At 69.6% G+C, this 11,995-nt stretch carries 14 protein-coding genes; 2 read left to right on the top strand and 12 right to left on the bottom strand.

The annotated features are described in order from the left end of the window. From VGD44_RS02230 to VGD44_RS02180, 11 genes are all read right to left on the bottom strand, one after another. Positions 1–496 (bottom strand): biotin/lipoyl-containing protein (locus tag VGD44_RS02230; RefSeq protein WP_331083430.1); only part of this gene is annotated, 496 nt, incomplete at its 3' end. Positions 497–508: 12 nt separating this feature from the next. Beyond that, complete coding sequence (locus tag VGD44_RS02225) at positions 509–946, bottom strand: aldehyde-activating protein (protein ID WP_331083428.1); 438 nt, start codon at positions 944–946, stop codon at positions 509–511. Beyond that, the gene (locus tag VGD44_RS02220) at positions 943–1,341 is read right to left on the bottom strand and encodes a GFA family protein (protein WP_331083426.1); all 399 of its coding nucleotides are present in this window, start codon (positions 1,339–1,341) and stop codon (positions 943–945) included. Before VGD44_RS02220 ends, VGD44_RS02225 begins: the two co-directional genes overlap by 4 nt. Before the next feature lie 111 nt (positions 1,342–1,452). After that, positions 1,453–2,838, bottom strand: coding sequence for a pyruvate dehydrogenase complex E1 component subunit beta (locus VGD44_RS02215; RefSeq protein ID WP_331083424.1), 1,386 nt, complete (start codon positions 2,836–2,838; stop codon positions 1,453–1,455). 16 nt (positions 2,839–2,854) lie between these two features. Then, positions 2,855–3,280: an aldehyde-activating protein gene (locus VGD44_RS02210; protein WP_331083422.1), complete on the bottom strand. Its 426-nt coding sequence runs from the start codon at positions 3,278–3,280 to the stop codon at positions 2,855–2,857. Next, entirely contained in the window at positions 3,277–3,684 is a 408-nt protein-coding gene (locus VGD44_RS02205) for a GFA family protein (RefSeq protein ID WP_331083420.1), read from the bottom strand. The genes VGD44_RS02210 and VGD44_RS02205 overlap by 4 nt, the downstream gene beginning before the upstream one ends. Continuing rightward, a complete protein-coding gene (locus VGD44_RS02200; RefSeq protein WP_331083418.1) occupies positions 3,681–5,078 on the bottom strand; it encodes a pyruvate dehydrogenase complex E1 component subunit beta in 1,398 nt (465 codons plus the stop codon). The genes VGD44_RS02205 and VGD44_RS02200 overlap by 4 nt, the downstream gene beginning before the upstream one ends. Next, the gene (pdhA, locus tag VGD44_RS02195) at positions 5,075–6,106 is read right to left on the bottom strand and encodes a pyruvate dehydrogenase (acetyl-transferring) E1 component subunit alpha (RefSeq protein ID WP_331083416.1); all 1,032 of its coding nucleotides are present in this window, start codon (positions 6,104–6,106) and stop codon (positions 5,075–5,077) included. Before pdhA ends, VGD44_RS02200 begins: the two co-directional genes overlap by 4 nt. Positions 6,107–6,152: 46 nt before the next feature. Beyond that, positions 6,153–6,449 carry an FtsB family cell division protein gene (locus tag VGD44_RS02190; protein ID WP_331083414.1) on the bottom strand — a complete coding sequence of 99 codons (297 nt, stop codon included), beginning with the start codon at positions 6,447–6,449 and terminating at the stop codon, positions 6,153–6,155. Positions 6,450–6,543: 94 nt separating this feature from the next. Continuing rightward, positions 6,544–7,833 (bottom strand): phosphopyruvate hydratase, encoded by a 1,290-nt coding sequence (gene eno, locus VGD44_RS02185; RefSeq protein ID WP_331083412.1) that lies wholly within the window; start codon positions 7,831–7,833, stop codon positions 6,544–6,546. 66 nt (positions 7,834–7,899) lie between these two features. Next, positions 7,900–9,324 (bottom strand): alpha/beta hydrolase, encoded by a 1,425-nt coding sequence (locus VGD44_RS02180; protein WP_331083410.1) that lies wholly within the window; start codon positions 9,322–9,324, stop codon positions 7,900–7,902. Between the two features lie 111 nt (positions 9,325–9,435). On the opposite strand from VGD44_RS02180, the gene VGD44_RS02175 reads away from it, so the two are divergent. After that, positions 9,436–10,869: a LytTR family DNA-binding domain-containing protein gene (locus tag VGD44_RS02175; RefSeq protein WP_331083408.1), complete on the top strand. Its 1,434-nt coding sequence runs from the start codon at positions 9,436–9,438 to the stop codon at positions 10,867–10,869. A gap of 47 nt (positions 10,870–10,916) precedes the next feature. Beyond that, positions 10,917–11,690: an enoyl-CoA hydratase gene (locus VGD44_RS02170; RefSeq protein WP_331083406.1), complete on the top strand. Its 774-nt coding sequence runs from the start codon at positions 10,917–10,919 to the stop codon at positions 11,688–11,690. 56 nt (positions 11,691–11,746) lie between these two features. Here the strand turns inward: VGD44_RS02170 and rpmF are convergent, their stop codons facing one another. Beyond that, positions 11,747–11,929, bottom strand: a complete 183-nt coding sequence (gene rpmF / locus VGD44_RS02165) for a 50S ribosomal protein L32 (protein WP_068875442.1) — start codon at positions 11,927–11,929, stop codon at positions 11,747–11,749. Positions 11,930–11,995 lie beyond the last annotated feature (66 nt).

Genomic DNA, 11,995 nt, shown 5'->3' with positions numbered 1-11,995 from the left:
CGGGCTGGGCGGTCTCCACGTCGCGCTTGATGATCCGGCCATGCGGGCCAGAGCCCTGGACCTGGCTGAGGTCCAGGCCCTTCTGTTCCGCGATCCGCCGGGCCAGGGGCGAGGCGAAGATCCGCTCGCCGGACGCCGTCGCGGCGACCGGAGCCGGCGCAGCCGCCTTCGGAGCCTCGGCCGGGGCCGGTGCGGCCGTCGGCGTCGGCGCAGGTTGCTCCGCTTTTGGGGGGGCTGTCGGCGCGGCCGTCTCACCCTCGCCGGAGAGCCGCGCGATCGGCGTGTTGACCTTCACGCCCTCCGCGCCTTCCGCCACCAGGATGTCCTCGACAACGCCTTCGTCGACGGCTTCCACCTCCATGGTGGCCTTGTCGGTCTCGATCTCGGCGATCACGTCGCCGGAGCGGACGGTGTCGCCTTTCTTCACGTGCCACTTGGCGAGCGTGCCCTCCTCCATGGTGGGCGACAGCGCGGGCATCAGGACGTCGATGGGCATGGGATCGCTTCTTCAGGCGCTGGGTAGGGTTTCGACCAGGACGGCGGGGGTCCAGCGCGCCTTGCGCCGGGCCAGCCTTTCCTCGTCGGATTCGTCGTCATAGGTCACGGGCTCGGCCGTGCGGTCCTCGAAGCCGTCGAGATCGACGCCGGCCACGTTCAAGGTGGCCAGCAGCGCGCCGTCGGCCTCGAGCATCGAGGCGACATAGACGCCGCACTCCTCGCAGAGCAGGGCGTCGACCGCGCGGCGGCCGAACCGGTAGCGGTTCAGGGATCCCGGCGCGGCCTCGATGTTCAGCCGGCTCATGGGATCGCTGGTGGTCCTGGCCCCATGCCGGCGGCAGAAGCCGCACTGACAGGCGCGGACCGGCAATTCCGCCACCGGCCGGCCGGGCGCCAGCTCCACGCGGATCGCGCCGCAGTGGCAATGGCCGGTCAGGACCTGGGTCATGACCGCTCCATGGACAGGTGCGCCAGGGCGGCGGCGCCCGCCTCCCAGTTCCGGCCGTCGAAGGCGGATAGGTCGAGCTTCGCCGCCTCGTCCAGGCAGCGGGCGTTGACCGACCAGCCATCGGGGTTCGAACGCGGTCGATAGAAGGCCTTCACGCCGCATTCGGCGCAGAAGTAGTGCTTCGCCACCCGCGTGTTGAACGTGTACTCGCTCAGCCGCTCCTCGCCCTTGGTCAGGCGGAAGCGGGCCTCCGGCACGATCATGTGCACGAAGCCGGTCTTGGCGCACATCGAGCAATTGCACGTCTGCGCCTCGACCACTTCCGGCAGGGCCACCTCGAACCGCACGCCGCCGCAATGGCAGCCTCCGGCTTTCCAGGTGAAGGAATCAGCCATGACCCCTCCCTCCGCTCACCCCGGCGAAGGCCGGGGCCCAAGCCGAGCTCGGGATGGCGGAAAGTCCGCTTGGGTCCCGGATTCCGCCGGGAGGAGCGGAATTCGGGCTTGTCATTTGTAGGTGACCGCCTTCACCGCCGTGACGATGTCCTCCACCGACGGCAGCGACAGGGCCTCGAGATTGGCGGCGTAGGGCAGCGGCACGTCCTTCTGGTGCACTCGCGCCGGCGGGGCGTCGAGATAGTCGAAGGCGTGCTCGAGCACTCGCGAGATCACCTCGGCGCCGACGCCCATCGGGCCCCAGCCTTCCTCGACGGTGACCAGGCGGTTGGTCTTCTTGACGCTCTCGACGATGGTCTCGTGATCGAGCGGGCGCAGGGTGCGCAGGTCGATGACCTCGGCCTCGATCCCCTCGCCGGCCAGCTGCTCGGCGGCCTTCAGGGCGTGGCCGACCATCCGCGAGTGGGTGGTGATAGTGACGTCCGAGCCCTGGCGACGCACCTTGGCCTTGCCGATCGGCACCACCCAGTCCACGCCCTCTGGAACCTCGAACTCCACCCCGTAGAGCATCTCGTGCTCGAGGAAGACCACCGGATTGGGGTCGCGGATCGCCGCCTTGAGCAGGCCCTTGGCGTCGGCCGCATCATAGGGGGCGATCACCTTCAGGCCCGGCACCTGGGCGTACCAGGCCGAATAGTCCTGGCTGTGCTGGGCGCCCACGCGCGCCGCCGCGCCATTCGGACCGCGGAAGACCACCGAGCAGCGGATCTGGCCGCCGGACATGTAAAGCGTCTTGGCCGCCGAGTTGATGATGTGGTCGATCGCCTGCATGGCGAAGTTCCAGGTCATGAACTCGACGATCGGCTTCAGGCCGGCCATGGCCGCCCCGACGCCGAGGCCCGCGAAGCCGTATTCGGTGATCGGGGTGTCGATCACCCGCTTGTCGCCGAACTCCTGCAGGAGGTCGCGCGAGACCTTGTAGGCGCCCTGGTACTGGGCGACTTCCTCACCCATCAGGAACACCGTGTCGTCGCGGCGCATCTCCTCGGCCATGGCGTCGCGGAGGGCGTCGCGGATGGTGGTCTTCACCAGCTTGACGCCATCCGGCAGCTCGGGGTCGCGCAGCTCGACCTTCGGCGCGACGGGGGCGGCGCCCTCGCCTTCAGGCCGCGGCTTGGCGGTCTCGGGGGGCTGCTTCTCAGGTTCGCCCGCGGCGGCCTGGGCCGCGGCGCCGTTGACCTTGGCCGCCGGCGCGCCCTCGCCCGCCAGGCGCGCGATCGGCGTGTTGACCTTCACGCCTTCCGAGCCTTCGGGGACCAGGATGTCCTCGACGACGCCTTCGTCGACCGCTTCCACCTCCATGGTGGCCTTGTCGGTCTCGATCTCGGCGATCACGTCGCCGGACTTCACCGCATCGCCCTTCTTCACGTGCCACTTGGCGAGCGTGCCCTCCTCCATGGTGGGCGATAGGGCGGGCATCAGGACTTCGATGGACATGTCGTCTCCGGGCTCTTCAGGCGCTCGGTTGAAGTTCGGTCAGGTCGGCGGGCGACCAGCGAGCCTTGCGCCGTGCAGCGCGTGTCTCTGGCGTCTCGTCGTCGTAGACCATGGGCTCGGGCTCGCGGCCGTCGAACCCGGGCAGGTCCACGCCGCGCACGTTCAGGATGGCGTATCGGGCCCCCTCGATCTCGGTCGCGGCGCCGACATAGCAGCCGCAGGCCGCGCAGATCAGGAAGTCCGACCGCCGCTGCCCGAACCGGTAGTGGATCAACCGGCCGGCGAACCTGATCGTGGCGTCTGGGTGGCTCGTCGAGATCGCCCCGTGGCGCCGGCAGAAGCCGCACTGGCAGGCGCGCAGCGGCAGGTCGTCGGCCGGCACGCCCTCGATCTCGACGCGCACCGCGCCACAGTGACACTGGCCATGCAGCCGGCGGCTCATGCGTGCTCCTTCGAAAGGTGGGCGAGGCTCGCGCCGTTCGCCTCCCAGTTCTGGCCGTCGAACGCCTCGATCACGATCTCGAGGCCGTCGACGCTGTCCAGGCAGCGAGCGTTGACGCTCCAGCCGTCCGGGTTCGAGCGCGGCCGGTAGAAGCTCTTGATGCCGCACTCGGAGCAGAAGAGGTGCTTCGCGACACGCGTGTTGAACGTGTACTCGGCCAGCCGGTCCGCGCCCCTGGTCAGCCGGAACCGGCTTTCCGGCACGATGACGTGCACGAAGCCTGTCTTGGCGCACATCGAGCAGTTGCAGCTCTGCGCCTCGACACGATCCGGCACCGCCACCTCGAAGCGCACGCCGCCGCAGTGACACCCGCCTGCCCGCCATGTGAACGGGCTCTGGCTCATGACCGGTAAGAGACCGCCTTCGCCGCCGCCACGATCCGCTCCACCGAGGGCATGGACAGCGCCTCGAGGTTGGCCGCGTAGGGCAGCGGCACGTCCTCCTGGTGGACGCGCAGCGGCGGGGCGTCGAGATAGTCGAAGGCCAGCTCCGTCACCTTGGCGCAAATCTCGCCGCCGACGCCCATCGGGCCCCAGCCTTCCTCGACGGTCACCAGGCGGTTGGTCTTCTTCACGCTCTCGACGATGGTCTCGATGTCCATCGGGCGGATCGTGCGCAAGTCGACGACCTCGGCCTCGATGCCGTCCTTGGCCAGTTCCTCGGCCGCCTGCAGGCAGAAGCCGACCATGCGGGAGTACGCGACCAGCGTGACGCCCGTGCCTTCGCGCCGGACCCTGGCCTTGCCGATCGGCACGACCCAGTCGATCCCCTCGGGCACGTCGAACTCCTGGCCATAGAGCATCTCGTGCTCCAGGAAGACCACGGGGTTCGGGTCGCGGATGGCGGCCTTCAAGAGGCCCTTGGCGTCGGCGCTGTCGTAGGGCGCCAGAACCTTCAGCCCGGGCACGTGGCCGTACCACGCGCCGTAGTCCTGGCTGTGCTGCGCGCCAACCCGCGCCGCCGCGCCGTTCGGGCCGCGGAAGACGATGGACGTCTTGATCTGGCCGCCGGACATATACAGCGTCTTCGCAGCAGAATTGATAATGTGGTCAATGGCTTGCATGGCGAAGTTGAACGTCATGAACTCGACGATCGGCTTCAGGCCCGCCATGGCCGCGCCCACGCCGATGCCGGCGAAGCCATGCTCGGTGATCGGGGTGTCGATGACTCGCTTGGGACCGAACTCGTCCAGCAGGCCGCGGGACACCTTGTAGGCGCCCTGGTACTGCGCGACTTCCTCGCCCATCAGGAAGACGTCAGGGTTGGCGCGCATCTCCTCGGCCATGGCGTCGCGCAGGGCGTCGCGAACGGTCACCTTCACCAGGTTCACGCCCTCGGGCAGGTCCGGGTCCTTCAGCGCGACGGCGGGCGCGGCGGGCGCGGCCGCCGCGGCCCGGACGGGGTCGCCCTTGGCCTCGGCGCGCGACGCCGGCTGCGGATTGGGATCGGTCGCCGGCTCCGGCGCAGGTTCGGCTTTCGGCGCCGGGGCGCTCGCCCCCGCCTCGCCGGCAAGCCGCGCGATGGCGGTGTTGACCTTCACCTCCTCGGTGCCCTCAGGCACAAGGATCGCCTCGACCACGCCCTCGTCGACGGCCTCCACCTCCATGGTGGCCTTGTCGGTCTCGATCTCGGCGATCACGTCGCCGGAGGAGATCTTGTCCCCGACCTTCACGTGCCACTTGGCGAGCGTGCCCTCTTCCATCGTGGGCGACAGGGCCGGCATCAGGATGTCGGTCACGCGCGGCTCTCCGTGTAGACGTCCGTATAGAGCTCGGAGGGGTCGGGCTCAGGGCTGGTGCGGGCGAACTCGGCCGCGTCGGCCACGATGCGCTTCACCTCGGCGTCGATGGCCTTCATCGCCGCCTCGTCAGCCCAGCCGTTCTTCTCCAGCAGGTCCTCGACGAAATCGATCGGGTCGCGGGTCTTGCGGACCTCGTCCACCTCCTCGCGCGTCCGGTACTTGGCCGGGTCGCTCATCGAGTGGCCGCGGTAGCGGTAGGTCTTCAGCTCGAGGATGTAGGGGCCCTTCCCGCTCCGGCAGTGCTCGGCCGCGCGTTCGGCGGCGGCCTTCACCGCCAGCACGTCCATGCCGTCCACTTCCTCGCCCGGGATGTTGAACGAGATGCCGCGTTTGTGGAGCTTGGTCTCGGACGACGAGCGGTCGATGGCGGTGCCCATCGCATACTCGTTGTTCTCGATGCAGTAGACGACCGGCAGCTTCCAGACCTGGGCCATGTTGAAGCTCTCGTAGACTTGGCCCTGGTTCGCCGCGCCGTCACCGTAGTAGGCGAAGCAGACCTTGCCGTCGCCGCGGTAGGCGTTGGCGAAGGCCAGGCCGGTGCCAAGCGACACCTGGGCGCCGACGATGCCGTGGCCGCCGTAGAACGCCGCCTCGGTCGAGAACATGTGCATCGACCCGCCCTTGCCCTTGGACGAGCCGCCGATGCGTCCGGTCAGCTCGGCCATGACCTCCTTGGGGTCCATGCCGCAGACCAGCATGTGGCCGTGATCGCGGTAGCCGGTGATCATCTGGTCGCCGGGTCGCTTGGCCGCCTCGCAGCCGACCGCGATGGCCTCCTGCCCGATGTATAGGTGGCAGAAGCCTCCGATCAGGCCCATGCCGTAGAGCTGGCCCGCGCGCTCCTCGAAGCGGCGGATGAGCAGCATCTGCCGGTAATACTCGAGGAGCTCTTCCTTCTTGGCCGCGGACTTGTCCGCGCCGTTGGCCTTACGTCGACCAGCCGTGCCGGCCTGCCCGCGCGCCATGCGTCACCCCGTGATCGTTTAATGTCGAAGGACCCGGAATCCGGCCCTAAGGTTCCATCCGGATCACATAGTCCCTTGGGTCGGCGAAGCCTAGCAGGGAGCGCGCCCTTTCCTCCAGCAGATCGGCGGAAAGGCTGGTGTCGCGCAGCAGCTGCGCCCGCACTTCCAGGTCGCGCCGCTGGGCGGTGACCGTCTTCAGCTCTTCGGTCTTCGCGGTCAGCGTCGCGTCGCGCTTGTCGGACTGCAGCAGGCCGCCCTCGCCCGTGAAGGCGTGGTAGCCGAAATAGAAGATCAGCAGCGCCAGCGCGGCGGTGGACAGGTACGGACGCAGGAATGCGAGCACGGGAATCACAACGGTTGCCTACGCCGACGATAGCGGCCGGCATGCTTAATTTAGGGTTGCGGCGGCGGCGTGGCGCGCTCGCCGCCGCCCTTTCCTAGACCCTGGCCAGCGCCCGCAGGGCGCCCTTGCCGGCATAGATCGCCTGGTCGCCCAGCTCCTCCTCGATGCGGAGCAGCTGGTTGTACTTGGCGGTGCGGTCCGAGCGCGCCAGCGAGCCGGTCTTGATCTGCCCGCAGTTCGTGGCGACCGCGAGGTCGGCGATGGTCGAGTCCTCGGTCTCGCCCGAGCGGTGGCTCATCACGGCCGTGTAGCTGTTGCGATGCGCCAGATCGACGGCGTCGAGGGTCTCGGACAGCGTGCCGATCTGGTTGACCTTCACCAGGATCGAGTTGGCGAGGCCCTTGCCGATGCCCATGCCCAGGCGGGCCGGATTGGTCACGAACAGGTCGTCGCCCACCAGCTGGATCTTGCCGCCCAGCGCCTTGGTCAGCAGGCCCCAGCCCTCGAAGTCGTCCTCGGCGCAACCGTCCTCGATGGAAACGATCGGGAACTTGGCCACGAGGCCTTCGAGATAGGCCACCATGCCGGCTGGATCGACCGTCTTGTCCTCGCCTTCCATGACGTACTTGCCGCCCTTGAAGAACTCGGTCGAGGCCACGTCCAGGCCCAGGTGGAAGTCCTTGGCGGCCTTGTATCCGGCGCTCTCGCCCGCCTTGACGATGAAGGCCAGCGCCTCTTCCGCCGAGCCGATGTTGGGCGCGAAGCCGCCCTCGTCGCCGACGTTGGTGTTGTGGCCGGCGGCCTTCAGCTGCGCCTTCAGGGCGTGGAAGATCTCCGCGCCCATCCGCAGGCCCTCGGCGAAGGTGTCCGCGCCGGTCGGCAGGATCATGAACTCCTGGATGTCGATCGGATTGTCCGCATGCGCGCCGCCATTGATGATGTTCATCATCGGCACCGGAAGGACGCGGGCCGAGACCCCGCCCACGTACTTGTAGAGCGGCAGGGCCGCCGAACTCGCCGCCGCCTTCGCCGTCGCCAGGCTCACGCCGAGGATCGCATTCGCGCCCAGCCGGGCCTTGTTAGGAGTGCCGTCCAGCTCGATCAGCAGGCGGTCGATCCGCCGCTGGTCCTCGGCGTCCGACCCCGACAGCGCGTCGTAGATCTCGCCGTTCACCGCATCGACGGCCTGCTGCACGCCCTTGCCGCCATAGCGCTTCTTGTCGCCGTCGCGCTTCTCGACCGCCTCGTGCGCGCCGGTGGAGGCGCCCGACGGCACCGCCGCGCGGCCCATCGAACCGTCCTCGAGGATCACGTCCACCTCGACCGTCGGGTTCCCCCGGCTGTCCAGAATCTCGCGGGCGATGATGTCGACGATCTCGGTCATGGGGCTCCCTCGGGTGGCGGGGCGGACCCTTAGCCAGCTTCGATGACGGGAGCAATGTTACGCGCTTTAGGTGACGCGGAACTTCGGCGCCGGATTGGTGAGCCTGGCGTCCGAAACCGCCTCGCCCTGGAAGAACCGCACCAGCAGCGTCTGCACCTCCGGATGCGCCTCGAAGACGTTGTGGCCCGCGTTCTCCACGGTCAGCTGCGCCTTGTTGCGGAATTGCGCCGCCACCTCGGCCTGCTCCTCCAACGGCGTGCGTCCGTCAAGCGTACCCTGGACCAGTAGCGCGGGCTGGTCGATGCGAATCGACCTGCGGAAGTCCTCGCCCAGGTCCACGCCCGGCACGGCGCCCAAGAGGTGCGGCATCGGGAAGTTGAGCGCGTCGCCCAGCACCGCCGTCCGCGCTTCGCGCTCGACAATCCGCAGCTTCGCCGGCGAGATGCCCGACGCCAGATCCATCGCTTCCGGCATGCCGCCCACGCTCAACAGTCCCGACATCTGCCCCATGAACGGCGCCAGCACCGCGACGTTACCCGCGTCCAGGGCGCGATAGAGCCCGGGCAGCATCATCAAGGTCTCGGGGTTCGCGATCAGGCTGCCAGCCAGCATCTGCACCGCGAAGCCGCCGACGAGCACCTCGGTCGGCGCGCCCCGCAGCGTCATCGTCATCCTCGCCGGCGCGGGCTCCAGCCGCGAATGCACCCGCCGCATCAGCGCGGACAGATCGGGGATGGCCGCCCGCACCGCCGGATCCACGTCCAGCAGCGCGTCCACGCGCTTGAGGTAGAGATCCAGCCGCCCGGGCCGCTTCACCGTCTGGTCCTGGCCCTCCAGGCTCGCCAGCGCCACGCGCCGCACCCGGTCCCCATGCCGCTTCAGCACCGACAACCCCAGGTGCGAGCCATAGCTGATGCCCCAGAGGTCGATCTGCTCGGTCCCAAGGCGCTTGCGCAGGTCATCGATGTCGTCTGCGCTCTCGGCGGTGTTGTAGCCAGCCATCGCGACGCCCTGCGCCGTCCAGTCGGCCCAGGCCCTGGCGAACTCGGCCCGCACGTGCGCCGTCAACCCGGCGCGCGTGAAAGCCGGCGGCGGGCCGGCGGGCGTAGGTCGCCGCGGGATGTGGTTGGAAAGGCCCGTGCCCCGCTGGTCGAAGGCGATCACGTCCGCATGCTCGCGCAGCGCCAGCAGGATCGGGAACCGTGGACCCGTCATCGTCCCCGTCGCCGTGCCGCCAGGGCCGCCCGCCAGATAAACGATCGGCGGGCCCGGCCTCGCCGACGTCGAGGCGAAGCGGACATAGCTCAACCGGATCTTCCGCGACTTCGGATCGCGCCGGTCTTCCGGAACCTCGAAGAAGCCGCGCTCGGCGTCGGTCTCCTGGCCGCGCCAGCCTTTGAACTTGAACGGGCCGGCCTGCGGCTGGGCAAGCGCGTGAGCAGGCATGGCGAGGCTGGCGGCGGCCAGCAGGGCGCGGCGATGAAGCGTCATGTCCCCCACCGTGCCATCGCCCGGCGGCGCGTGACGCGCGCATCGGCGAACGGCCACGCTCCATCGGTGAACCACCGCGCGGATCGGCGAACGGCGCCGTACAGTGGCGGCATGTGGCGCCTGCTCGTCATCGTCTTCCTGCTGTTCGGCGTCGCCGGCGCGGCGCAGGCCCAGCAGCCGGCGTGGGACGTCTGCCGCGGTGTCGTAGCCGGTGGCGCGCCCTCGCTCACCGACTGCCATCCCCTCGCGGGCAAGGTCGATCCGCAGGGCCGCGAGCTCTGGCTCCGCGCGAGCGTTCCGCCGCGTGCGCAGGGCGGACCCAAGGCCGTCTTCCTCTTCGGGGCAGCGTCCTCCGAGGTCTGGTTCAACGGCGTGCGCCTGGGCGCCAACGGCCAGCCTGGCCCGACGCCGGAGGCCGAGCGCCCTGGCCGCTACCAAGCCGAACTGCTAATCCCCGACGCCCTCTGGCGGCCGTCCGGCAACCAACTCGTCGTTCGGATGTCGGCGCATCACGTGGGGCTCAGGTTCGCGAGCCCGATCGGCTGGCTCGGGATCGCCGCCGCCAAGCAGCCGTCGCTACTGCCCCTGCTCGCCATCACCTTCGTCGCCGCGGGCGCGCTCGCAGCCTCCGCGTTCGGCTTCGGCGCCATCTGGGCCATGCGTCGCACAGGCTCCAGCCTGACGCTGGGCGCGCTCGCCGGCGTGGCCGCCACTCAGGCGCTGGTGGAGAACCTCCGCCACCTCTGGCGCTACGACTATCCCGTCCACACGTGGCGGGTGATGGGCATCTGGCTGCTGGCGCTGGTCTTCGCCTTCCTGCTGGTCGCTTGGGCCGGCTCGCGGTTCCTGCCGCGTCGCCGCGCGCTGCTGCTGGCCGCGGCCACGATCGCCCTTCCGCTCACCTGGTTCGTGCCGGGTTTCGACATCAAGACCGGCGTGGCGCTGATGCTGGGCGTCGGCCTGGCCGGCGTGGCGGCGCTGGCAGGTGTCGTGGCGCGACTCCCCGGCGCGCGCGCCACCTTGGCCTGGCTCGGCTTGTTCCTGGCGCTGGGCGTCCTTCGGCCCTTCTGGCTGCTCGACGTCTCCTTCTTTGTGCTCGCCGCGGCCCTGGTGCTGCCGCTGCTGATCGCCGAGGTCGTCCGCCTGGGCCGCGACGACACCGCCCGCGAGGCCGCCCTGACGCGCGCCGCCAGCCGCCCCGACCGGCTGACCGTGGCCTCCGCGTGCGGCGTCCAACTCGTGCCCATTCCCGAGATCCTGGCCATCGTGGGGGCCGACGACTACGTGGAGCTGCGTCTCGCCGGCGGACGCAGCCTGCTGCACGCCGCGCGCCTCGACCGGCTGGAAGCCCAGCTCCCGCCCAGCTTCCTGCGCATCCACCGCTCGGCGATCGCCAACCTGGCGCATGTGCAGCGGTTGGAACGCGACGGCGGCCGCTGGCGGCTGCATCTGGACGAAGGGCCGCCCCTCCCCGTCAGCCGCGCCCGCCTGCCTGCTGTGCGCGACGCGCTCGACGACCCGTCCCCGCTGCGCGCCACGGCTTGACCGACGCTGCGGCGCCGGGCCAACGGGAGCGTCTCGGAGGATCCCGCATGCTGCTCGTCGAAAAGCCCCTGGACGGCGTCGCCGTCGTCACCCTCAACCGCCCCGAGGCGATGAACGCCCTCTCCAAGGCGCTCAGGGCCGCGTTGCAGCAGGCCATCGTCGAACTCGACGCCGACCGCGACGTGCGCGTGATCGTGCTGACGGGCGCCGGCGAGCGGGCCTTCACCGCCGGCCTAGACCTGAAGGAACTCTCCACCGATCCGCTGGGCATGGGCGCGGCCAACGCCACCGATCCGGCCGAGAACCCGGCCCGCGCCGTGCTGGCCTGCTCCAAGCCCATCATCGGAGCCATCAACGGCGTGGCGATCACCGGCGGCTTCGAGGTGGCCCTTGCCTGCGACGTGCTGATCTGCTCGACCAACGCCCGTTTCGCCGACACCCACGCCCGCGTCGGCATCACGCCGGGCTGGGGCCTGTCGCAGAAGCTCAGCCGCTGCATCGGCCCCTACCGGGCCAAGGAGCTCTCGCTCACCGGCAACTTCCTGTCGGCCCAGCAGGCCTACGACTGGGGCCTCGTGAACCGCGTGGTCGAGCCGGCCGAGTTGATGCCCGCGGCGCTGAAGCTCGCCGGCGAGATGGCTTCGATCGAGGCCGACATGCTGGTGACCTACAAGGCCATGATCGACGACGGCTACGAGCTGCCCATGGGCGAGGGCCTCAAGCTCGAGCACGAGCGCTCGGTCGTCCACAACCGCGAGGTCACCCCCGAGATGGTCGCCGCCAGCCGCGAGAGGGTGCAGGCCCGCGGAAGGACGCAGTAACGCAAAACGCCGGCCTCGCGGCCGGCGTCTCGGAAGCTCCCACGATGTGAGGAGGCTCAGTCTTCCTTCGGCGTCAGGACCTGGCGGCCCTTGTACATGCCGGTCTTCAGGTCGACGTGGTGCGGACGCTTCAGCTCGCCCGTTTCCTTGTCTTCGTGGAAGGAGTTGGGGCCGAGCGCGTGGTGCGAACGACGCATGTTCCGCCGCGACGGCGAAGTTTTTCTTTTAGGAACAGCCATCGGAGTGTCTCTACGGCGTGAAAACGAGAGCGGCGGCCAAACTGGGGCCGCCACGTGAGCGCGGGC

The organism is Phenylobacterium sp. (genome assembly GCF_036402295.1).
GTDB lineage: Bacteria > Pseudomonadota > Alphaproteobacteria > Caulobacterales > Caulobacteraceae > Phenylobacterium.
This window is presented reverse-complemented; position numbering and strand designations above follow the sequence as displayed.

Coding starts and splice junctions, on each gene's coding strand:
- VGD44_RS02175 (WP_331083408.1), top strand. CDS start 9,436: ATGTGGCGCCTGCTCGTCATCGTCTTCCTGCTGTTCGGCGTCGCCGGC.
- rpmF (WP_068875442.1), bottom strand. CDS start 11,929: ATGGCTGTTCCTAAAAGAAAAACTTCGCCGTCGCGGCGGAACATGCGT.
- VGD44_RS02170 (WP_331083406.1), top strand. CDS start 10,917: ATGCTGCTCGTCGAAAAGCCCCTGGACGGCGTCGCCGTCGTCACCCTC.
- VGD44_RS02180 (WP_331083410.1), bottom strand. CDS start 9,324: ATGACGCTTCATCGCCGCGCCCTGCTGGCCGCCGCCAGCCTCGCCATG.
- VGD44_RS02225 (WP_331083428.1), bottom strand. CDS start 946: ATGACCCAGGTCCTGACCGGCCATTGCCACTGCGGCGCGATCCGCGTG.
- VGD44_RS02210 (WP_331083422.1), bottom strand. CDS start 3,280: ATGAGCCGCCGGCTGCATGGCCAGTGTCACTGTGGCGCGGTGCGCGTC.
- VGD44_RS02215 (WP_331083424.1), bottom strand. CDS start 2,838: ATGTCCATCGAAGTCCTGATGCCCGCCCTATCGCCCACCATGGAGGAG.
- VGD44_RS02205 (WP_331083420.1), bottom strand. CDS start 3,684: ATGAGCCAGAGCCCGTTCACATGGCGGGCAGGCGGGTGTCACTGCGGC.
- eno (WP_331083412.1), bottom strand. CDS start 7,833: ATGACCGAGATCGTCGACATCATCGCCCGCGAGATTCTGGACAGCCGG.
- VGD44_RS02220 (WP_331083426.1), bottom strand. CDS start 1,341: ATGGCTGATTCCTTCACCTGGAAAGCCGGAGGCTGCCATTGCGGCGGC.
- pdhA (WP_331083416.1), bottom strand. CDS start 6,106: ATGGCGCGCGGGCAGGCCGGCACGGCTGGTCGACGTAAGGCCAACGGC.